The sequence below is a fragment of the Ruegeria sp. BHSB172 genome, from assembly GCF_059613165.1.
In genome coordinates this window covers 44,184-64,154 of the sequence record NZ_JBXWRZ010000009.1, presented here as the reverse complement: position 1 = coordinate 64,154, position 19,971 = coordinate 44,184, and the positions used below count along the sequence as shown (strand labels likewise).

Sequence of the window (19,971 nt, the reverse complement as noted above, 5' to 3'; positions counted from 1 at the left end):
CCTAGAAATGCGCCTTGGGTTCGTCCGGCTTGCCCGCGGCGATCCCAAGCAGCCCCGCGACGCCGGCGAAGGCAATGGGGAACATGGTAAACACGCCAAAGCCAAAGGCGTAGTACATTCCCGCCGCGGAAATCAGCAGCAAGACCCCCGCCACCAAAGCCCGGGCGTGCGCCATCGCACCCCCGGCAATCGCCAGCATCGGCGCAAAGATCGAGGCCGTCTTGATCAGTTCCGGGTTCTCCACCTGCTCGGCCAGACCTTCAATCTCGCCATAGCGATCCACCAATTCGACGAACCCGTACCCGAAAAACCCGACGATCATTCCGACCAGCCCGGCGATGACCCCCAGGATCATGGCTGCGTTTCGCATGCTGTCTTCCTTGCTGTTGCGTCGTGACAGATAGGCACCCTCTCAGACAATGCCAAGGCCGGCTTGGGTCTGCGGGGTCCAGCCCAGATACATCTCGGCCCCGTTTTCGATCAGCGGCCGCTTCATCAGCGTGGGGTGGTCAGCCAGCAGTTCCAGAACCGGACGCGCGCGCGCGGCCGCGTCCAATCCGCGCCAGGTCGTTGAACGGGTGTTGAGCAAGGTGTCGCCGAAACGCGCAAATGCCCGCGCCAGTACATCGGCCGGCACGCCTTGCAAGCGCACATCTACAAACTCGGCATCCGGAAGCGATTTCAACGCCTTGCGGCAAGTGTCACAGGTCTTGAGACCATAAAGGCGCATGGCCGGTCCTCTTTGGTTTTTGATCCAATTTCGGGCAAAACGCAGTGCCTGGCCCAGTATTCCTTGATTTTTTACCGCACCGTGCAATGTTGAAAAAGGCGAAACACATAATTTACGCCGTCTCGTTCGCTCGGAACTGCGTCGATTGGTGGTCGCTTTGACTATGCCCTGTCATTTTGCAGGGTGACGCGCAAGGAGAAGGAGACACGGAATTATGCCTACTGGCACCGTGAAGTGGTTCAATACGACCAAAGGCTATGGTTTTATTGCCCCTGATGAGGGTGGCAAGGATGTGTTTGTTCATATCTCGGCCGTAGAACGATCCGGCCTGACCGGACTCGCCGACAATCAGAAAGTCTCGTACGAGTTGCAGGACGGACGCGACGGCCGCCAAATGGCGGGTGATTTGAAGCCCATGTAATCGGTCCGCCCGTCCGGGCGGCGCCCTGAAACAAGGTCGACGGCCAATTTGCGGGCCGTTGACCGCTCCTCTACCGCCCCCTATGCCCTGCGCCGGTTTTTTGACCGGGTCGGCTGTTTGCGAAGCGGTCATGACGTTGCCCAGACAGGCTGCGTGGCTAGGTGTTGCGGATCACCGCCTCGAACTCCCGCCACTCGCGCGCGGTCATGCCCGAGTTCTCCTGTGTCACCGCCTCACCTTGCAGCATGCGCCGCAGTGCTTCGACCATCTGCGCTGACAAGTTGACCGCACCCAGGCGGTAGTCCTCGAACGCCTTGTAGGCGAACGGAACCCAGTCAGCCACGATTTTGCACATGGTTTCGGCATAGACCCGGATTTCGTATTGCGCATGCGGGTCGGCCCGCAACCGCAGGAAATGGAACAAGTTATGCAAGTCCACCTTCCAGTACCACTGCGTGTAGATGTTGGCCGGCAGGTTCATCCGCGCCAGTTCGCGCGCCAGCCCCTGCTGGCCGTCCTGGCTGATCATCGCTTCGTAATTGTCGTAGCAGCGGGCGCTGTCGGCCTTGAGAATGTCCAGCACGCGGGCAGCTTCTTCACCCTGCAACGCCTCTCCCCGGCCCTGATTGTTGACCGCCGACTGCGCCGCCAATTGATCCGGCGCGGGAATGTAGAATTCCCGGTCAAGGATCGAATAGCGGGCGGAGTATTCATTTACATTCGCCGTGCGGTGCCGGATCCACTGTCGTGCTACGAAGACCGGCAGTTTGACATGCAGCTTGACCTCGCACATCTCGAACGGGGTCGAGTGCCAGTGCCGCATCAGATAGCGGATCAACCCCTCGTCATTCTGCACCGATTTGGTGCCCTTGCCGTACGAGACCCGCGCCGCCTGGCAGATCGCCGCGTCGTCGCCCATATAGTCGATCACCCGCACGAAACCGTGGTCCAGAACCGGGTGTGCGGTGTACAGATGCTCTTCCATGCCGGGCGCCACGACTCGACGGGTCGGCTGCGTCTGGGTGCGTTGTTCTTCGATTTCGGCCAGTTGTTCGGCAGACAGCGGCATGAAATTTCCCTCTCCAGCATTGAGTCGTCTAACACTATATATCGGCAGCACTGGCATCGAAACCGCGATATGTACGGCGCTTTGTGCATTTTTCGGATGGAGCCCTGCCCGCCCCTCGACACCCACCGACAGCGCGCTAAGCTGACGCAGATCATCTTGAAAAAAGGAAAACACGATGGGGCTGAAATACCTCCACACGATGGTTCGAGTGAAGGACCTGGACAAATCCATGGCGTTCTACAAGCTGCTGGGGTTGCAGGAAACCCGCCGTTATGACAGCGAAGAGGGGCGGTTCTCGTTGATCTTCATGGCACCTCCGGGACAGGAGGACGCACCGATTGAACTGACCTACAACTGGGACGGCGATGATGGTCTGCCCAGCGACAGCCGCCATTTCGGGCACATCGCCTATGGCGTCGACAATATCTATGAAACCTGCCAGCACCTCGCCGACAACGGCGTCGTCATCAACCGCCCGCCGCGCGACGGGCGCATGGCCTTTGTGCGCTCGCCGGACAACATCTCGATCGAACTGTTGCAGAACGGCGAACCGCTGCCCCCGGCCGAGCCCTGGGTCAGCTTGGAAAACACCGGCCACTGGTGATCCGCTGGTTGACAGCCTTGGGGTTGGCCGCCTTGGCCGGCCCCGTTCAGGCCGAGCAATGCCGCCTGGCACTGCTGCTTGCACTCGACATCTCGGTATCGGTCGATGCAACCGAGGACGCGCTGCAGCGTCAGGGCTTGGCCGCCGCGCTGGTTGCGCCCGAGGTTGAACGGGCGTTCTTTTCGTCGCCCATGCCCGTGGCCTTGGCCGCCTATGAGTGGAGCGGGCGAAACACGCAGCATGTCATCCTGCCCTGGCAGATGATCGAAACCCGGGCCGATCTGCTCGATGTGGCCCGGCGCATCGGTCGTTCCACCCGCTCCGATGCCGGGTCCGCCACAGCCATGGGCCACGCGCTGGGGTACGGTGCAACCTTGATGCGCCAAGCCCCGCCCTGCCTGTTCCAGACCATTGATCTGTCGGGGGACGGATCGAACAATGACGGCTACGGCCCGCAGATCGCCTATCGCCATTTCCCCTTTGAAAACGTCACGGTCAACGGGTTGGTCATCAACGCCGCAGATTTCGAAGGCGAGCTGTTCCTGATTCCGTTCTTTGAAAACAACGTCCTGCACGGCCCCGGAGCCTTTCTGGAAATCGCCCAGGGATTCGAGGACTTCGAACGCGCCATGCGCCGCAAACTGGAGCGCGAGTTGACCAGCCTGCAGATCGGCGCGCTGGAGAGGGCCGTCCGATGATCGTCCGAGCGCTGGCGTTGTTGATGTGCCTGGTCGCGACCCCGCTTGCCGCCCAATGCCGACAGGCACTGGCGCTGGGGCTGGATGTTTCGGGCTCGGTCGACAGCCGTGAGTACCGATTGCAACTGGACGGGCTGGCGGCAGCCCTGCAGCGGCCCGAAGTGCAAGACCTCATCCTGTCGGACCCGAGCACACCGATCCGGCTTGCCGTCTTCGAATGGAGCGAAACCAGCTTTCAACGCGTGCTCATCGACTGGACCACTCTGCGCAGTTCGTCCGACCTGCAGGCCATCGCCGAACGCCTGAAAGCCACCCGCCGCTCGTCGGCGCCACAAGGCACCGCGGTGGGGGCTGCGATGCAGTTCGGCGCCGGGCTTCTGGCTGGGCAAGCGGATTGCTGGAAGCGCACGCTTGATCTGTCGGGGGACGGCAAGCACAATGTCGGCCCACATCCGCGAACGGCCAAGTCAGCGCTGCGCAGCGCTGGCCTCACGATCAACGGTTTGGTGATCGGCGCCGACGATCCCGGCAACGGCGACGCTCGCTTTGTCCAGATCGGAGAGCTTTCAGCCTATTACAATGCCTGGGTCATATTGGGCCCCGGCGCGTTCGTCGAAACTGCGTTGGGGTTCGAAGCCTACGAGGACGCCATGACCCGTAAGCTGATCCGCGAGCTTGACGCGCTGGTGTTGTCGCAGGGCCTGCCCGCCACGGATCAGTAGATATAGCGGATCTGGTCCGTCCAGTACCGCTCAACCCGGCGCAGCGCGCTGGTGATGTCTTCGATTCCGTCCGCGCCCAAGACACCTTTGCTCTGCAGCCCGTCCGCGTGGCGTGCAAACAGGTTGGCCACGATATCGCGAATCTCGCGCCCGCGTTCGGTCAGCCGAACCCGGACCGAGCGCCGATCGATCTCGCAACGCTGATGGTGCATATACCCCATCTCGACCAGTTTCTTGAGGTTGTAGCTGACATTGCTGCCTTGGTAATAGCCGCGGCTTTTGAGTTCACCCGCCGTCACCTCGTGATCGCCGATGTTGAACAACAGTAGAGCCTGTACGGCGTTGATCTCCAGCACACCGACCCGCTCGAACTCGTCCTTGATGACATCCAGCAGCAGCCGATGCAGGCGTTCGACCAGGGCCAGCGCCTCCAGATAGCTGGACATGAACCCCTTGGCCCCCGGCGCGGAGACCTGCATTTCCAAACTCATCCGATCCTCCGATTCAGTCGCGCTGTTCTCGAAACTTTGGCGCGAAATCCCGAACAATCGGTTAAATCCGGATTTTCCTCATTTTTGAAAGGTTTGCGCGATTTCCGAGATCAAATCCTCAAACGGAGCGGGCGGCGCAACCTGTCCGGTGACCCACTGATAGAGATCCTGATCGTTCTCATGCAGCAGCGCGTCGTACCGGTCCAGCCCAGCATCGTCCATCGCATCCAGATTGCGCTCGGCATAGGCCTGCAGGATGATGTCCATCTCTTTGATGCCACGTCGCATCGACCGCATCTTCATCCGTTTGATCCGGGTTTCGCGCGTTTCGGTCATTCGCCTTTCTCCAGCTTCAAACGCAAGGCCTTTTCCACCCGCGCTAGCCGCTCGGAACTGGCGCGCATCTCACCGCGGATCGCACGCAGCTCGGCAACCAGCGGAGCCAGCTCGGCATCTCCTTCTACAAGATCGGGCACGCCCGCGCCCTCGCCTTCGCCGGTCAGCAACCACATGATCGACACGTTCAGCATGCCCGCCATCATCGACAGCTTGTTTGCCCGCGGCTCGGACATGTCGTTTTCCCACCCGACCACGGTGGCCTTCTTGACACCCAATCTCCGCGCCAGTTGGGCTTGGGTCATGCCGGCGGCTTCGCGTGCGCCGGCCAGACGATCTCCGAACGTCGCCGCCTCGGGTCCGAACCAGTCGGTTTCGTCGCTCATCAAACTCTCCAGTTCTGCAAATGCATATCGCTTGATCGTGTTTCGGGCGCACCCTATGACAGTCGGGACCAACATACAAACGGGGCCGTCCATGAGCTTTCTGTCTGCGACACTGTCGCGCGTCAAACCTTCGCCCACCATCGCCATGACGGCCAAGGCCGCCGAGTTGCGGGCCGCCGGGCGCGACGTCATCGGCCTGAGCGCGGGCGAGCCCGATTTCGACACCCCGCAGAACATCAAGGACGCCGCCGTCGCCGCCATCGCCGCGGGCAAGACCAAATACACCGCACCCGACGGCATCCCCGAGTTGAAACAGGCCATCTGCGCCAAATTCAAGCGCGACAATGGGCTGGACTACACGCCCGCGCAGGTCTCGGTCGGCACGGGCGGCAAGCAGACGCTCTACAACGCGCTGATGGCCACGCTGAACCCGGGCGACGAGGTGATCATCCCCGCCCCCTACTGGGTCAGCTATCCCGACATGGTGCTGCTGGCCGGGGGCACCCCGGTGCCGGTGGAAACCACGCTGGAAAACCGCTTCAAGCTGACCGCCGAACAGCTCGAGGCCGCGATCACGCCCAAGACCAAGTGGTTCATCTTCAACTCGCCCTCGAACCCCACCGGCGCGGGCTATTCGTGGGACGAGCTCAAGGCCCTGACTGATGTTCTGATGCGTCACCCCCATGTCTGGGTCATGTCCGACGACATGTACGAACATCTGGCCTATGACGGGTTTCAGTTCTGCACGCCCGCGCAGGTCGAACCGGGGCTCTATGATCGCACGCTCACCTGCAACGGCGTGTCCAAGGCCTATGCCATGACCGGCTGGCGCATCGGCTATGCCGCGGGCCCCGTCGAGTTGATCGCGTCCATGCGCAAGATCCAGTCGCAATCCACGTCGAACCCCTGTTCGATCAGCCAGTGGGCCGCGGTCGAGGCACTGAACGGCACGCAGGAATTTCTTGCGCCGAATAACGGGATGTTCAAACGCCGCCGCGATCTGGTCGTGGACATGCTGAACCAGATCGAGGGCATCACCTGCCCCACCCCCGAGGGCGCGTTCTACGTCTACCCCTCGATCGCCGGGCTGATCGGCAAGACCACGCCCGCCGGGACGGTCATCGACAGCGACGAGGCCTTTGCCACGGCCTTGCTGGAAGAGGCCGATGTGGCCGTGGTGTTTGGCGCGGCTTTCGGCCTGTCGCCGAATTTCCGCGTCAGCTACGCGACCTCGGACGAGGCCTTGACCGAGGCCTGCACCCGCATCCAGCGGTTCTGCGCTTCCCTGAAATAACCCCGAGACCCCCATGTCCGCGACCCTACCCGAATACTATTTCCGCGTCCGCGAGAACGGCGCCGCAGTCTATCGGATCGACACGGAAAACCGACAGCGCCGGATCGAGATGGATCAGATCGCGGTCGTCAACATCCGCAATGGCGAGGTCAAGCCACACGGCCAGCGCACTCTGACCGAGGCCGACAAGGCCGAGATCGCCCGCTGGATGGAGGACCGCAAGGCGCTGTTGGCGCAGCGTGACATCGACGACATCCACCGAACCATCGACCATCTGAACCTGACGGCGCAATGGGCCCAGTCCAAGGCGACTGACAACCAGTTGGAACAGGTCACCGACCGGCTGCTGCTGGCGATGCATGACTTGCGTTCGGTCTTGGTGCGCAAGAAGGCCGACCGCCAGCCCAAGAGCTGAGAGGCTATTCGGCCGGCACGCCCACCGCCTTGACCGAGCGCGTCCAGAACCGTGTCATCAGCAGGACGGCGGCCGAGGCCAGCCCCAGCACCAGCCCCAACCAGACTCCGATACCGTCCATCCCGCGGATGAAGCCGAAATAGTACGAAGCCGGGATCCCCACGACCCAATAGCTGAGCCCGGCCATCACCATCGGCACCTTGGCGTCCTGCAGCCCGCGCAGCAGGCCCAGCGCGATTACCTGCGCCCCATCCACCAGTTGGAACAGCGCGGCCATAGCCAACAGCCCGGCCCCGATCGCCAGGATCTGCGGGCGCTGCGGGTCGTCCGATTCGACGAATACCGAGATCAGCGGCTCGGCGCAGGTCAGGAACAGGATGATCGTCATCACCGAAACCACCAGCGACATGCCTGTGACCGCGATTGCGCCTTTTTCCAGATGCGCGCGGTCCTTCCGGCCCAGCGCATTGCCGGCGCGGATCGTCGCCGCGTTGGACAGGCCCAGATGCACCATAAAGGTGGCCGAGGCCAGGTTCAGCGCGATCCCATGCGCCGCCAGCGGCACCTGCCCGATCCAGCCCATCATGAAGGCCGAGGTCGCAAACAGCGACACCTCTGCCAGAAGGGTCAGACCAATCGGCACGCCAAGCTTCAGCACGCTGAAGAACATCTCCCAGTCCGGGCGCCAGAACCGCTGGAACAGACTGTGTTCCGGCAGGACCTTCACCGCGTAGATGATGACCGCCACCAGGGACACGGTCTGGGTCACCACCGAGGCGATCGCCGCCCCCATCACGCCCAGTTCCGGCGCGCGCCAATTGCCGAAGATCAGCGCATAGTTGGTCAGGCCGTTGACCACTGCCGCCGCGACGGTGATCCACAGCACGATCTGCGTGCGCTCAAGCGCGGCCAGATAGGATTTCAGCACCATCACCACCAGCGCCGGAAACAGACCCCAGCCCGCGACCCGCAGATACTCGGACGCGGTCTGCGCCACTTGCGGATCCTGATCCGTGGCGATCAGAATCGGGTAGGACCACCACAGCAGCGGCATCACCAGCATGCCATACAGCAGCGACAACCACAGACCCATGCGGGTGCTGCGGCGAATGCTGGTTTCATCCTCCTCGGCAGCCGAGGTGGCAACCATCGGCATCACCGCCAAGCCGAATCCGCCCCCGAACAGGAACAGCACGAAATAGAAACTGCCGGCCAGCGTCACCGCGGCCAGCGCCTCGACATCGTACCGGCCCAACATGATCGTATCGGTCAGGCCGATGGCAAACTGGGCCAGATGACCACCGATCAAGGGCAGCCCCAGCACCGCAATCGCCCGGACATGGGCAGGATAAGTCATCACCTTGCTCATCCCGCCAGCCTTATGCCCGGCCCCGACACGGGGCAAGGGCTCATCTGGAAAATCTCGATCCGAGACCAGCTGCCCGCCGATCAGCTCGCCCGGGCATCAGGATGCAGGGCCGTGCCCAGGATGTGATCCGACCGGTGGACCACATGATGCGCCTGACCCACGATCAACGGATCGGGCTGGCCCACGACGTCATGATCCTTGTCCGGATAATCCAGCGTCGACAGGAAATGCCGCATGCAGTTCAGCCGGGCGCGTTTCTTGTCGTTCGACTTGACGATGGTCCAGGGCGCGTCGGCGGTGTCGGTATAGAAGAACATTGCCTCTTTCGCCTCGGTGTAATCGTCCCATTTGTCCAGACTGGCCTTGTCGATGGGCGACAGCTTCCACTGCTTCAGCGGGTCGGTCTCGCGGCTCTTGAAACGGCGAAGCTGTTCGTCCCGCGTGACCGAGAACCAATACTTGTAAAGTTGGATCCCGGACCGCACCAACATGCGCTCCAACTCGGGCGTCTGGCGCATGAACTCGAGGTATTCGTTGGGGGTGCAGAACCCCATCACCCGCTCGACTCCAGCCCGGTTGTACCAGGATCGATCGTAGAACACCATTTCGCCGACCGTGGGCAATTCCTGAATGTAGCGCTGATAATACCACTGGCCCTTCTCCTCCCAGGTCGGTTTGTTCAGCGCGACCACGCGGGCCTGACGTGGGTTCAGATGCTCCATGAACCGCTTGATCGTGCCGCCCTTTCCGGCGGCGTCACGACCCTCGAACAGCAGAACGAACTTCTGCCCGGTCTCCTGTGCCCACAGCTGCACCTTCAGCAACTCGGCCTGCAATTGGGCCTTTTGCTTTTCATAGACCGAGCGGGACAGCTTGGTTCGATAGGGGTATTCGCCGCTTTCGAAAGCCTGCCGGATCTTTTCGCGGGTCGGCGCCTCCGGATCCGCCTTCGGCTTGGCCGCGGCGGCCTCGGGCGTTGAGTTCGGTTTCTGCTGGGTCACTGCATCCATGCGATCACTCCGGTTTTGCTGTTCACCGAAACACCTAGCAAATTTGCATCTTTTTCGCGTTGATCCGTATCAAGTTGACTTCGCTCTCAGGTCCGAAAATGCTGTGCCAGGCGGCATCACCCAGGAATTGTGCATGAAAACCGAATATCTCGACCTGAACGGCCAGCCGTTCTTCGTCCGTCGCTGGGGCAATGCAGACCTTCCACCATTGCTGATGCTGCACGGCTTCCCGGAATACGGGGGTGCCTGGTCCGACCTTGCCCCGCACCTGGCGGACCATTTCCACTGCATCGCCCCCGACCAGCGCGGCTATGGCCAAAGCTGGGCGCCCGAAGGCACCGAGCATTACGTCCTCTCACAGCTCGTCTCGGACATGGCCGCCCTGATCGAACAGATCGGCGCGCCGATCACCGTTCTGGGCCACGACTGGGGCGCCTCGGTGGCCTACGGCCTCGCCATGTTCCGCCCTGGACTCGTCAGCCGCCTGATCATCGCCAATGGCGTCCACCCCTACCCCTTCCAGCGCGAGATGGCCAAGGGCGGCGCGCAATCCCAAGCCTCGCAATACATCAACCAGCTCCGCGCACCCAACTCGGCCGACTGGCTGTCCGCGGACAATTTCGCCAAACTCAAACAGTTCTTCCGGCACGGCATGGGCACCGACTGGCTGACGCCCGACCAGATGCAATCTTATCGCACGGAATGGGCCCGCCCCGGCCGCCTCGACGCCATGCTGAACTGGTACCGCGCCTCGCCCCTGCAGGTCGCCGACCCCGGCAAGCCGCTGGCCGACCCACCGCAACTGCCGACCGAGCGGCTGCGCGTGGCCTGCCCGCACCTGCTGATCTGGGGCCCCGAGGACAAGGCCCTGCTGCCGGAAACCACCGAAGGGCTCGAGGATTTCGCCCCCGACCTCACCCGCGTCACCATCCCCGGCGCCGACCACTGGCTGCACCACCAGCACCCCCAGAAGGTCGCGCAAGCCATCCTCGACTGGGCCGACAAGACCTGACCCGACCCTTCATCTGGCCTCAAATATCCCGGGGAGCGCGAGGGGCAGCGCCCCTCGCTCGCACAACGCCCGCCCCCCGACTTTGCCCACAACACCTCGCCCCCCTCTTTCCCAGACCCACATCACCTGCCATAATGGGCCCAAACCCAAGAACAAGAGCAGCCCCCATGCCCGACGACCTGTTGACGCCCGAATCCGCCACCACCTACGACGCCTCCTCGATCGAGGTCCTCGAAGGTCTGGAGCCCGTCCGCAAGCGACCGGGCATGTATATCGGCGGCACCGACGAACGGGCGCTGCACCACATGGTGGCCGAGATCCTCGACAACTCGATGGACGAGGCCGTCGCCGGCCACGCCAACCGGATCGAGGTGGAACTGCACGAGGATTACGCGGTCACCATCCGCGACAACGGCCGCGGCATCCCGATCGACCCGCACCCGAAATTCCCCGACAAATCCGCGCTCGAGGTGATCCTGTGCACCCTGCACGCGGGCGGCAAGTTCTCGGGCAAGGCCTACCAGACCTCGGGCGGCCTGCACGGCGTGGGTGCCTCGGTGGTCAACGCGCTGTCGGATTCGATGGTCGTTCAGGTGGCCCGCAACAAGGAACTGTATGAACAGCGATTCTCGCGCGGCATCCCGCTGGGCCCGGTCGAAAAGGTCGGCGCCGCCCCCAACCGGCGCGGCACCACCGTCACCTTCCACGCCGACGACCAGATCTTCGGCCACCACCGGTTCAAACCCGCGCGCCTGTTCAAGTCGATCCGCTCCAAGGCCTACCTGTTCTCGGGCGTAGAGATTCGCTGGAAATCCGCCATCGACGACGGCGAAACCCCCACCGAGGCCACCTTCCACTTCCCCGGCGGCCTGTCGGACTACCTCAAGGAGACGATGAACGGCTCCTCGACCTATGCCGACCAGCCATTCGCCGGAACCGTCGATTTCAACGAGAAGTTCGGCACCCCCGGCAAGGTCGAATGGGCGATCAACTGGACGCCCTCGCGCGACGGCTTCATCCAGTCCTACTGCAACACCGTGCCGACGCCCGAGGGCGGCACCCATGTCGCCGGCTTCTGGGCCGCGATCCTCAAGGGCATCAAGGCTTACGGCGAGCTGATCAACAACAAGAAGGCCGCCCAGATCACCCGCGAAGACCTCATCACCGGGGGCTGCGCGCTGGTCTCGTGCTTCATTCGCGAGCCGGAATTCGTCGGCCAGACCAAGGACCGCCTCGCCACGGTCGAGGCGCAGCGGCTGGTGGAGAACTCGGTCCGCGACCATTTCGACAACTGGCTGGCCGCCGACACCAAATCCGCCGGCGCCATCCTCGACTTCCTGATCCTGCGGGCCGAGGAACGCCTGCGCCGCCGCCAGGAAAAGGAAACCGCCCGCAAGACCGCCACCAAGAAACTGCGCCTGCCCGGCAAGCTGGTCGATTGCTCGGCCACCAACCGCGAGGGCACCGAGTTGTTCATCGTCGAGGGCGACTCGGCCGGCGGCTCGGCCAAGATGGCCCGCGACCGCAAGACCCAGGCCCTGCTGCCCCTGCGCGGCAAGATCCTGAACGTGCTGGGCGCGGCCTCATCGAAACTGGGCTCGAACGCCGAGATCAACGACCTGACGCAGGCGCTGGGCGTGGGGCTGGGCAGCAATTTCAACCTCGACGATCTGCGCTATGACAAGGTCATCATCATGACCGACGCCGACGTGGACGGCGCGCATATCGCCTCGCTGTTGATGACCTTCTTCTTCACCCAGATGCGTCCGATGATCGACGCGGGCCACCTGTATCTCGCCTGCCCGCCGCTCTACCGCCTGACCCAAGGCGCGAAACGCGTCTATTGCCTGGACGAGGCCGAGCGCGACATGTGGCTGGAAAAAGGCCTGGGCGGCAAGGGCAAGATCGACGTCAGCCGCTTCAAGGGTCTGGGCGAGATGGACGCCAAGGACCTCAAGGAAACCACGATGGACCCCAAGTCGCGCAAATTGATCCGCGTGACCATCGACGAGGACGAACCCGGCGAGACCGGCGACCTGGTCGAGCGCCTGATGGGCAAGAAACCCGAACTGCGGTTCCAGTACATTCAGGAGAACGCGCGGTTTGTGGAGGAGTTGGATGTTTGACGTATGGCCCTGAGCATCACTAAGGTCGTTCCAGAATTCCTTTCGAGCAATCCAGAAAAGCGCTTCACGGCGCGAGAGATCGCGACGTGGATATTCGAAAACTACCGCCAAGACTGTGAAGAAAAACGTGCACGCAGCAGGGCGAAGAAAATCCCCTTGGACACGGATGACGCACTCATCCAACAACTCGTTGCTGAAATTGGATCGCAGAGGCGGTCGATTACGCGAAACCCGAAAATTCGCGCGACAGAAGGTCGACCCCGGAAATTCTATTATTCTGAACTAAGCGAGGACGATGAGGTCGGCTCGGCCAATCTGTCTGACAAGACCACCTTAGCATCGAACCAAATCCGAGAGTCCGATCTTTACCCTCTATTGTCCAATTACCTTAGAGATGAATTGGATGTTTTTTCGGTGCGCATCGATGAAAAACGCGCCACCAATCGCAGAGGGCAAAATGGAAATCGGTGGTTGTTTCCCGATCTTGTGGGACTTGAGGATCTAAGCGCCACGTGGGACCGCGAAACCAAAGACTGCGTGAAAGAGTTTGGGGACACGAGGGCCAAGCTTTGGTCTTTCGAGGTGAAGCTTCATCTGAATTCAACCAATGTAAGGGAAGCATATTTCCAAACCGTGAGTAATTCGTCGTGGGCCAACCTTGGATACCTTGTGGCTGCTGAGATTGAAGGCAGATTGACCATGCAGGAACTTCGGACCCTATCCGGAGTGCACGGTATCGGAGTGATGGAGTTGAACCCTTCATCGCCCAGCGACAGCCAAATTTTGATCCCTGCCAGAGAGAGACAGTCGGTCGATTGGCTCAGCGCCGACAGACTAGTGCAGGAAAATTCTGATTTCCGTCAATACATCAAAGTCGTGCGGCACTTTCACCAAACCGGCGATCTTCGCAAATCTGATTGGGACTTCAGCAAGCCGTAGGGTGGGTTTCCAACCCACCTCCCCTCCGACAAATCACCTCGCAACAGTGGGGTAAAACCCCACCCTACCCCAACCACAAACCCCGCGCTGCCGGTGGGCGCGCCCCTCCCCAAATCACCCCACCCTACATCTTCGTGAGCCCCATTGCCTGCGCCCCCCTGCCCCTTAGACTCGCCGCATGAGTTTCATCACCGACAACCAGCTTCTGTTGCTGTTGCTGTTCTTTGCCGCCGGGCTGGTGGGCACCGCCTTTCTATTCCGCAAACCCGCCGGGCACCGGGCGTGGAAGCTGGCCGATCTGGTCTGGGTCGTGCTGGGCGGGCTGGGCGCGCTGGTGGCGGTGCTGGCGGGGCTCTATACCGCCGACAGTTCGCGCCTCGACCGGCAGATCGACGTGGCCTACGCTGCCTCTCAGGCCTTTGACCGCGACGCCGCGCGCTTTCGCCTGCGCTTTTGTGACCCGGCCTATGACCCCGACACCGCCGTGCTGTGCGAAAAGGTCGAGTTCCTCTCGGCCTCGACCGCCAACAATGCCGACCTGCCCCTGTTCATCGCGGTCACCAACGAGGTCGCGCCGCTGCAGGGCCTGCACTTTCTGCTGGGCGGCCGCAGTCGCGCGCAGATGGACGAGATGCACGAAAAGGCCGCCCGGGCCGATGCCTTCGACATCGAGCAGTTCCTCATCTTCACCACGCTTGACGACAAAACTCAGGAGGCGATCGACAACATGCGCCGCAAGGTTCCGGCCATCGCCGGCGACTACATCATTCTGGCCCAAAGCTATGATGACCTGATCGAACAGGTGGGGAAGCTGAAGGATGAATGGGAATACCTGCAGGCCAACGCGCATATTCTGGTTCTGCAGATCATCGCGCTGTGCCTTGTCAGTTTTGCCGCCCCGTTCCGTCTGGGAAAATCGGTGGTCGAGCTGCGCAGCAGCCTGGGTGCCTGACCGCATGCGCCTCGGTGGCGAAACCTCTGGCCTTGCCGGTCCATTCGCTTATATGAACAGCCGCACCGATTGCACGAGGACCCAAAGATGAGCACCCGCCGCATTGTGCGCCTGACCGGCGCGGATACCGACAGCTTTCTGCAAGGTCTGGTCACCAATGACATCCGCGGGCTGGACCACGGGCTGGTCTATGCCGCGTTGCTGACGCCGCAGGGAAAATACATCGCGGACTTTTTCCTGAAACGCGATGGCGACGGCGTGCTGCTGGACGTGGCCGAGGATCTGGCAGACATGCTGATCAAACGGCTGAGCATGTACAAACTGCGCGCGGACGTGACGATCGGCGAAACCGAGCTGCATCTGCAGCGCGGAACCGGCCCGGCGCCCCAAGGCGCCCTGTCCGACCCGCGTCATCCGGATTTGGGATGGCGCGCCTATTCGCCCGCCGCCGAGGCCGATGACGGAACCGACTGGGACGCGATCCGGGTCGCCCATTGCATTCCAGAAAGCGGGATCGAACTGACACCCGACACCTATATCCTCGAGGCCGGGTTCGAGCGGCTGCGCGGCGTGGATTTCAAAAAAGGCTGCTATGTCGGACAGGAAGTCACCGCCCGCATGAAGCACAAGACCCAGCTGCGCAAGGGATTGCAGGTGGTTGGAATCGAAGGCGCCGCCCCGGTCGGCACCCAGATCACGTCCGAAGGCAAACCGGCGGGCACCCTGTTCACTCAATCGGGGGGCAAGGCCATCGCTCATCTGCGGCTGGACCGCGCCGGCGCGGACATGCAGGCCACGGATGCGCGGCTGTGGCTGATCGACTGACCTCTGTTGCTCAACCGGCACGACCCTGCACGGGGCTTGCGCAGGGCATTTCTCCGGTGCGGTACCCGGAGTAGAACAGGCAGGCACGAATTGAACGGGCCGAGGGATGCTGAGACTGTACGCAACCATCTGGCGCGCCAGCGCCAAGCGGCAGGTCATACTGATCCTGCTGTCTCTTGCAGTTGCTGCGCTGGCCGCTGCGCCGCTGGAATTTCAGCGTGACATCATCAACCACCTGACCTCGGATGCGGTCGAAAAGGCCCAACTGATCTGGATGAGTGCCGGCATGATGGGCGTCATCCTGCTGAGCCTCGCCCTGAAATGGTTGCTTGGATATCGCGCTGGCACGCTGGGCGAGGACATGATCCGCCGGATCCGCCGATTGCTTCTGGCGCGCGCAAAAGATGTTGACGAGGCCGACGAGGATGTCGGGAAAGGCACGCTGACAACGGCCATTTCCGCCGAGGCCGAAGAGCTTGGCAAATTTGCCGGCGGCGCCTTCACCGATCCGGTCGTGCAGATCGGCACATTGGTCAGTGTGATCGCCTACATTTCGTCCACCCAGCCCTGGCTGGGTCTGATCGCCTTGTCGATGATCGCACCGCAGATCGCCATCGTGCTGATTTCCCAGCGCAAGGTAAACCGCTTCGTCGCCGAGCGCGTGCGCATCCTGCGAAACGCCACCGACCATCTGACCAGCGACGACCTGCAACGGGTCACCCAGGACATCCACGACCAGTTCGACGCCATCTATGAGACGCGGCGCCGCATGTTTCTGTGGAAACTGTCCGCCAAATTTGCCCTGAGCGTGATCAACGGCGCAGGTACGGTGGCCGTACTGATGCTGGGGGGATGGCTTGTCCTGAACGGAAAAACCGACGTGGGCACCGTGGTGGCGGCCACCAGCGGGCTGGCCCGCATCCAGGGCCCCACCGCGTTCCTAATCGCCTTCTATCGGCAGGTCAGCGCCAATCGCATCAAATTCGAACTGATGCTGGAACTGTTCGGCCCCGACCGCGAGCGATACCGCCAGCCCGATGCACGGGCATGAAACAGGCCGCCCCGGGTCTTCCGGCGCGGCCCTGATCCGTATCCGTGACGCGACGTTACGCGCGCTCGGAATATTCCATGGTTTCGGTATTCACCACGATCATCTCGTCCTGCGCGATAAAGGGCGGAACCATGACCTTGACGCCATTGTCCAGAACCGCCGGCTTGAACGAGTTCGCCGCTGTCTGGCCCTTGACGACCGGCTCGGTCTCGACGACCTTGCAAGTGACCTTTTGCGGCAGCGTCGCGTTCAACGCCTCGTTTTCATAAAATTCGACGACGATGGTCATGCCGTCCTGTAGAAACGGCCGGCGCTCGCCCAGCAAATCGGCAGGCAATTCAATCTGTTCATAGGTTTCGGCATCCATGAATACCAGCATGCCGTCGTTCTCGTACAGGAATTGCTGGTCCTTCTGTTCCAGCCGCACCCGCTCGACCTTGTCCGCCGAGCGGAACCGTTCGTTCAGCTTGGTGCCGTTGCGCAGGTTGCGCAGTTCGACCTGAGCAAAGGCGCCGCCCTTGCCGGGTTTGACATGCTCGACCTTGACCGCTGCCCACAGGCCGCCGTTGTGCTCCAGCACGTTGCCCGGACGAATTTCGTTCCCGTTGATCTTGGGCATGAGATAAATCCTTCACACAAGGTTGATGCGTTCGTTGCCGTCCCTATATCTGGCGGGAACATTCCATGCAAGACAACGAAACCTAGTGCTGCACCCGCAGAGAGCTATGCAAATGACGCAACGCAACCATGCAAAATAGGTGTATCCGAATCGCACTAAATCGGTCATAAGGACCGCCACGCCGAAAATTACAAGAGCAAGAACAAGGAAGACGAGATGAGAGATTTCGTTGACGGCACCGCCTTTAACAATGAACAAGGCAACCGTGCCCGCAAACTTTTCGCGGCTGTTGTACTGGCTGCCCTGGACGACGCCATTGCCGATGACAAGAAATACGGCAACGGCCCGGAACAGATTGCCCGCTGGGCCCGCTCGCGCGATGGTCGTGAGGTGCTGACCTGTGCCGGTATCGACCCGAACGAACGTGTCGTCAAAGGCCTGATGGAATTCGTGGGCCGCGGTGTGCGGACCTCGGTTGCCCTGTCGCGCGAAGAAAGCGAGCGTCGCAACGCTGCACAGCAGGCCGAAGCCGCCTGAGGCTTTGCGGTATCTCAAAAAGGCGCGCCCGCGATTGCGGCGCGCTTTTTTGTTGCCCGGACACCTGATGTCGGATTCAGCGCGCCATTCGCCCGTTCCGCGCTTTCCTTGGCCGCTCAAATACGATCATCTGCCACCAACCGCAGGAGGCATGAATGGTGCGCGCGATCATGATTCAAGGCACCGGCAGCAATGTCGGGAAATCGGTTCTGGTGGCCGGCATGGCGCGGGCCTTTGCCCGGCGCGGCCTTCGGGTGGCGCCGTTCAAGCCGCAGAACATGTCGAACAACGCGGCCGTCACCGAAGACGGCGGCGAAATCGGCCGCGCACAGGCCCTTCAAGCCCGCGCCGCAGGCCGCGCCCCACATACCGACATGAACCCGATCTTGCTGAAGCCAGAGACCGACACCGGCGCCCAGGTCATCGTACAGGGCCAGCGCGCCGGAACTATGCGGGCCAAGGATTACCGCAAGGACAAGTCGCGCTTGCTGGCCGCCGCGCTTGAGAGCTTTGACAGACTGTGCGCCGATGCCGATCTAGTTCTGGTGGAAGGCGCGGGCAGCCCGGCCGAGACCAATCTGCGCAGTGGCGACATCGCCAATATGGGCTTTGCCTGTGCCGCCGGTGTTCCCGTGATCCTGGTGGGCGACATCCACCGGGGCGGCGTGATCGCGCAGATCGTGGGAACACAGGCGGTTCTGGAAGCGGGCGATCTGGCGATGATCCGGGGCTTTGCGGTCAATCGCTTCAAGGGTGATGTCAGCCTGTTCGATGATGGCCGCGACGACATCGCGGCCCGCACCGGGTGGCCCTGCCTGGGCGTGGTGCCCTGGTTCGACGACGCGTGGAAACTGCCCGCCGAGGACATGATGGACATCCGTTCGGCCCCGGGCGGAGCGGTCAAAGTGGCCGTGCCACAGCTTGAGCGGATGGCGAATTTCGACGATCTCGATCCGCTGTCAGCCGAACCCGGTGTCACGGTCGAAATCGTTCACGCCGGCCGCGCCCTGCCTGGCGATGCCGATCTGGTGCTGCTGCCGGGCAGCAAATCCACCATCGGCGATCTTGCATTCTTGCGCCGTCAGGGTTGGGATATCGACCTGTACGCGCATGTGCGCCGCGGCGGCCATGTTCTGGGCCTGTGCGGCGGTTATCAGATGCTGGGAAAGACCATCTCGGACCCCGACGGCGTCGACGGGCGGCCGGGTACGGTCGAAGGCCTGGGCCTGCTGGATGTCGAAACGGTCATGGCCAAGGACAAGCAAGTCCGCCTGCGCAGGGCCAAAGCACGGCCCGGCGGCGAACCCGTCAGCGGATATGAAATCCACATGGGCCGCACCGACGGCCCCGATTGCGCACGCGCCTGGCTCGAGGTCGAGGGCCGTGCCGAAGGCGCAGCCAACGCCAGCGACCGGGTCCGCGGCAGCTATCTGCATGGGGTATTTTCCTCGGATGCCTTTCGGGCGCGCTATCTGCGGCAGTTGGGCGTCAAATCGGACCTGGCCTATGAGGACGGCGTCGAACAGACCCTCGATGCCCTGGCCGATCACCTTGAAAAGCATATGGATCTGGATCTTCTGCTGTCCATGGCGGCGAAACCGCAGCGCGGCTGAGGACTACTCGAGCTCTCTTGCATCCAATGCGCGGTTGATTTCGCGCCGGACCAGCTTGCGAATGTTTCGGGTGATCCGCTCGCCCAGTGCGCCTTGCAGTTCTTCGCGCACGACCTGGGCGATCAACGCCTTCAGTTCTTCGACCTCCATCGTCGCGGTGGCCTCTACATCGGTCTCGACGGTCTCGACCGCCCCGCGATCCCGCACGAATTGCGCTGTCGTCTGCGGCTGCTGCGCTTGCAAAGACTCGTCGCGTTCGGTCTCGGCTGCCGTTGTGGCGCCCCCGCCGGCTTCGAAATCCCAGTGGATGCGCCGAGTGCGGGTTCCCGCATATTCGTCGCCACTGTTTCCATCGGGTTCCCATTGATCTTCTGTCCGAGCGATTGCCGCCTCCAAGGCTTCAATCTTGGCACTCAGACTGCCGGCAAGATCCCGTGGACCGGTCTGATTCTCTTTTGGCAGAGCGCCAGCCTTTTCTGCCGTCGTTTCGGTGGCGGTCGGATAGACCCGGTCGGACGCACTGAGAACCATCGGCTCGGGCTTCTGGTTTGCGGGATGAATGCTCGCGAACTCGGCGTCCTTCATCAGAAAGGCGTCAACCGAGAAGTCCCGTGCAAGGCTCGACAACCCGGTCCCACTCTGCGAAGGCGGATCGGGTGCGTCCGAGACTCGCAGCGACTGGGACAAAACCAGCCGCCCCGGTTTCGGCCGGGAGCCGGCGCCTGGCTCAGCCTTGCGCCCCTGATCGCCGA

General features: G+C 62.2%; 24 protein-coding genes. 14 read left to right on the top strand and 10 right to left on the bottom strand.

What is annotated here, in order from left to right:
- Position 1 precedes the first annotated feature (1 nt).
- Together AC2FM3_RS07145 and AC2FM3_RS07140 are read right to left on the bottom strand one after the other, a co-directional pair.
- On the bottom strand, positions 2-370 hold the full coding sequence (locus AC2FM3_RS07145) for a hypothetical protein (RefSeq protein WP_496680243.1): 369 nt from the start codon (positions 368-370) through the stop codon (positions 2-4).
- A 42-nt stretch (positions 371-412) separates the two neighbouring features.
- Positions 413-730 carry an ArsC/Spx/MgsR family protein gene (locus AC2FM3_RS07140; RefSeq protein WP_496680241.1) on the bottom strand — a complete coding sequence of 106 codons (318 nt, stop codon included), beginning with the start codon at positions 728-730 and terminating at the stop codon, positions 413-415.
- A gap of 214 nt (positions 731-944) precedes the next feature.
- On the opposite strand from AC2FM3_RS07140, the gene AC2FM3_RS07135 reads away from it, so the two are divergent.
- On the top strand, positions 945-1,151 hold the full coding sequence (locus AC2FM3_RS07135; protein WP_496680240.1) for a cold-shock protein: 207 nt from the start codon (positions 945-947) through the stop codon (positions 1,149-1,151).
- 157 nt (positions 1,152-1,308) lie between these two features.
- Here the strand turns inward: AC2FM3_RS07135 and thyX are convergent, their stop codons facing one another.
- Entirely contained in the window at positions 1,309-2,220 is a 912-nt protein-coding gene (thyX, locus tag AC2FM3_RS07130; RefSeq protein WP_496680239.1) for an FAD-dependent thymidylate synthase, read from the bottom strand.
- Positions 2,221-2,395: 175 nt separating this feature from the next.
- On the opposite strand from thyX, the gene AC2FM3_RS07125 reads away from it, so the two are divergent.
- The 3 genes from AC2FM3_RS07125 to AC2FM3_RS07115 are packed head-to-tail and all read left to right on the top strand — an operon-like array spanning position 2,396 to position 4,244.
- Entirely contained in the window at positions 2,396-2,824 is a 429-nt protein-coding gene (locus AC2FM3_RS07125) for a VOC family protein (RefSeq protein WP_496680237.1), read from the top strand.
- Positions 2,821-3,522, top strand: coding sequence for a DUF1194 domain-containing protein (locus AC2FM3_RS07120; protein WP_496680236.1), 702 nt, complete (start codon positions 2,821-2,823; stop codon positions 3,520-3,522). The genes AC2FM3_RS07125 and AC2FM3_RS07120 overlap by 4 nt, the downstream gene beginning before the upstream one ends.
- Positions 3,519-4,244, top strand: a complete 726-nt coding sequence (locus tag AC2FM3_RS07115; RefSeq protein ID WP_496680234.1) for a DUF1194 domain-containing protein — start codon at positions 3,519-3,521, stop codon at positions 4,242-4,244. Before AC2FM3_RS07120 ends, AC2FM3_RS07115 begins: the two co-directional genes overlap by 4 nt.
- Here the strand turns inward: AC2FM3_RS07115 and AC2FM3_RS07110 are convergent.
- The 3 genes from AC2FM3_RS07110 to AC2FM3_RS07100 all read right to left on the bottom strand — a co-directional run bounded on the left by AC2FM3_RS07110 (position 4,238) and on the right by AC2FM3_RS07100 (position 5,457).
- On the bottom strand, positions 4,238-4,735 hold the full coding sequence (locus AC2FM3_RS07110; RefSeq protein WP_496680232.1) for a MarR family winged helix-turn-helix transcriptional regulator: 498 nt from the start codon (positions 4,733-4,735) through the stop codon (positions 4,238-4,240). The genes AC2FM3_RS07115 and AC2FM3_RS07110 overlap by 7 nt on opposite strands.
- A gap of 78 nt (positions 4,736-4,813) precedes the next feature.
- Complete coding sequence (locus AC2FM3_RS07105) at positions 4,814-5,071, bottom strand: succinate dehydrogenase assembly factor 2 (protein ID WP_496680230.1); 258 nt, start codon at positions 5,069-5,071, stop codon at positions 4,814-4,816.
- Positions 5,068-5,457: a helix-turn-helix domain-containing protein gene (locus AC2FM3_RS07100; protein WP_496680228.1), complete on the bottom strand. Its 390-nt coding sequence runs from the start codon at positions 5,455-5,457 to the stop codon at positions 5,068-5,070. The genes AC2FM3_RS07105 and AC2FM3_RS07100 overlap by 4 nt, the downstream gene beginning before the upstream one ends.
- A 91-nt stretch (positions 5,458-5,548) precedes the next feature.
- Here AC2FM3_RS07100 and AC2FM3_RS07095 point away from each other — a divergent pair, with 91 nt between their 5' ends.
- Positions 5,549-6,751, top strand: coding sequence for a pyridoxal phosphate-dependent aminotransferase (locus AC2FM3_RS07095; protein WP_496680226.1), 1,203 nt, complete (start codon positions 5,549-5,551; stop codon positions 6,749-6,751).
- A 13-nt stretch (positions 6,752-6,764) separates the two neighbouring features.
- On the top strand, positions 6,765-7,166 hold the full coding sequence (locus tag AC2FM3_RS07090) for a hypothetical protein (protein WP_496680225.1): 402 nt from the start codon (positions 6,765-6,767) through the stop codon (positions 7,164-7,166).
- Positions 7,167-7,170: 4 nt separating this feature from the next.
- Here the strand turns inward: AC2FM3_RS07090 and AC2FM3_RS07085 are convergent, their stop codons facing one another.
- Both AC2FM3_RS07085 and ppk2 read right to left on the bottom strand, forming a co-directional pair.
- The gene (locus AC2FM3_RS07085; RefSeq protein WP_496680223.1) at positions 7,171-8,535 is read right to left on the bottom strand and encodes an MATE family efflux transporter; all 1,365 of its coding nucleotides are present in this window, start codon (positions 8,533-8,535) and stop codon (positions 7,171-7,173) included.
- Positions 8,536-8,615: 80 nt separating this feature from the next.
- Positions 8,616-9,545: a polyphosphate kinase 2 gene (ppk2, locus tag AC2FM3_RS07080; RefSeq protein ID WP_496680221.1), complete on the bottom strand. Its 930-nt coding sequence runs from the start codon at positions 9,543-9,545 to the stop codon at positions 8,616-8,618.
- A gap of 133 nt (positions 9,546-9,678) precedes the next feature.
- On the opposite strand from ppk2, the gene AC2FM3_RS07075 reads away from it, so the two are divergent.
- The 6 genes from AC2FM3_RS07075 (at position 9,679) to AC2FM3_RS07050 (ending at position 16,450) form a co-directional block, all read left to right on the top strand.
- The gene (locus AC2FM3_RS07075) at positions 9,679-10,557 is read left to right on the top strand and encodes an alpha/beta fold hydrolase (protein WP_496680220.1); all 879 of its coding nucleotides are present in this window, start codon (positions 9,679-9,681) and stop codon (positions 10,555-10,557) included.
- 167 nt (positions 10,558-10,724) lie between these two features.
- A complete protein-coding gene (gene parE / locus AC2FM3_RS07070) occupies positions 10,725-12,683 on the top strand; it encodes a DNA topoisomerase IV subunit B (protein WP_496680218.1) in 1,959 nt (652 codons plus the stop codon).
- Positions 12,684-12,686: 3 nt separating this feature from the next.
- Positions 12,687-13,622: a COG2958 family protein gene (locus AC2FM3_RS07065; RefSeq protein WP_496680216.1), complete on the top strand. Its 936-nt coding sequence runs from the start codon at positions 12,687-12,689 to the stop codon at positions 13,620-13,622.
- 178 nt (positions 13,623-13,800) lie between these two features.
- Positions 13,801-14,574 carry a hypothetical protein gene (locus tag AC2FM3_RS07060; RefSeq protein WP_496680214.1) on the top strand — a complete coding sequence of 258 codons (774 nt, stop codon included), beginning with the start codon at positions 13,801-13,803 and terminating at the stop codon, positions 14,572-14,574.
- A gap of 87 nt (positions 14,575-14,661) precedes the next feature.
- Positions 14,662-15,399, top strand: a complete 738-nt coding sequence (gene ygfZ / locus AC2FM3_RS07055; protein ID WP_496680212.1) for a CAF17-like 4Fe-4S cluster assembly/insertion protein YgfZ — start codon at positions 14,662-14,664, stop codon at positions 15,397-15,399.
- A gap of 106 nt (positions 15,400-15,505) precedes the next feature.
- Positions 15,506-16,450 carry an ABC transporter transmembrane domain-containing protein gene (locus tag AC2FM3_RS07050; RefSeq protein ID WP_496680211.1) on the top strand — a complete coding sequence of 315 codons (945 nt, stop codon included), beginning with the start codon at positions 15,506-15,508 and terminating at the stop codon, positions 16,448-16,450.
- 55 nt (positions 16,451-16,505) lie between these two features.
- Here the strand turns inward: AC2FM3_RS07050 and efp are convergent, their stop codons facing one another.
- A complete protein-coding gene (gene efp / locus AC2FM3_RS07045) occupies positions 16,506-17,069 on the bottom strand; it encodes an elongation factor P (protein ID WP_490361604.1) in 564 nt (187 codons plus the stop codon).
- Positions 17,070-17,285: 216 nt separating this feature from the next.
- On the opposite strand from efp, the gene AC2FM3_RS07040 reads away from it, so the two are divergent.
- Together AC2FM3_RS07040 and AC2FM3_RS07035 are read left to right on the top strand one after the other, a co-directional pair.
- A complete protein-coding gene (locus tag AC2FM3_RS07040) occupies positions 17,286-17,606 on the top strand; it encodes a DUF6280 family protein (RefSeq protein WP_005982071.1) in 321 nt (106 codons plus the stop codon).
- Between the two features lie 155 nt (positions 17,607-17,761).
- Positions 17,762-19,219: a cobyric acid synthase gene (locus tag AC2FM3_RS07035; RefSeq protein ID WP_496680210.1), complete on the top strand. Its 1,458-nt coding sequence runs from the start codon at positions 17,762-17,764 to the stop codon at positions 19,217-19,219.
- A 3-nt stretch (positions 19,220-19,222) separates the two neighbouring features.
- Here AC2FM3_RS07035 and AC2FM3_RS07030 read toward each other — a convergent pair whose 3' ends face one another.
- Positions 19,223-19,804 carry a hypothetical protein gene (locus tag AC2FM3_RS07030; protein WP_496680209.1) on the bottom strand — a complete coding sequence of 194 codons (582 nt, stop codon included), beginning with the start codon at positions 19,802-19,804 and terminating at the stop codon, positions 19,223-19,225.
- Positions 19,805-19,971 lie beyond the last annotated feature (167 nt).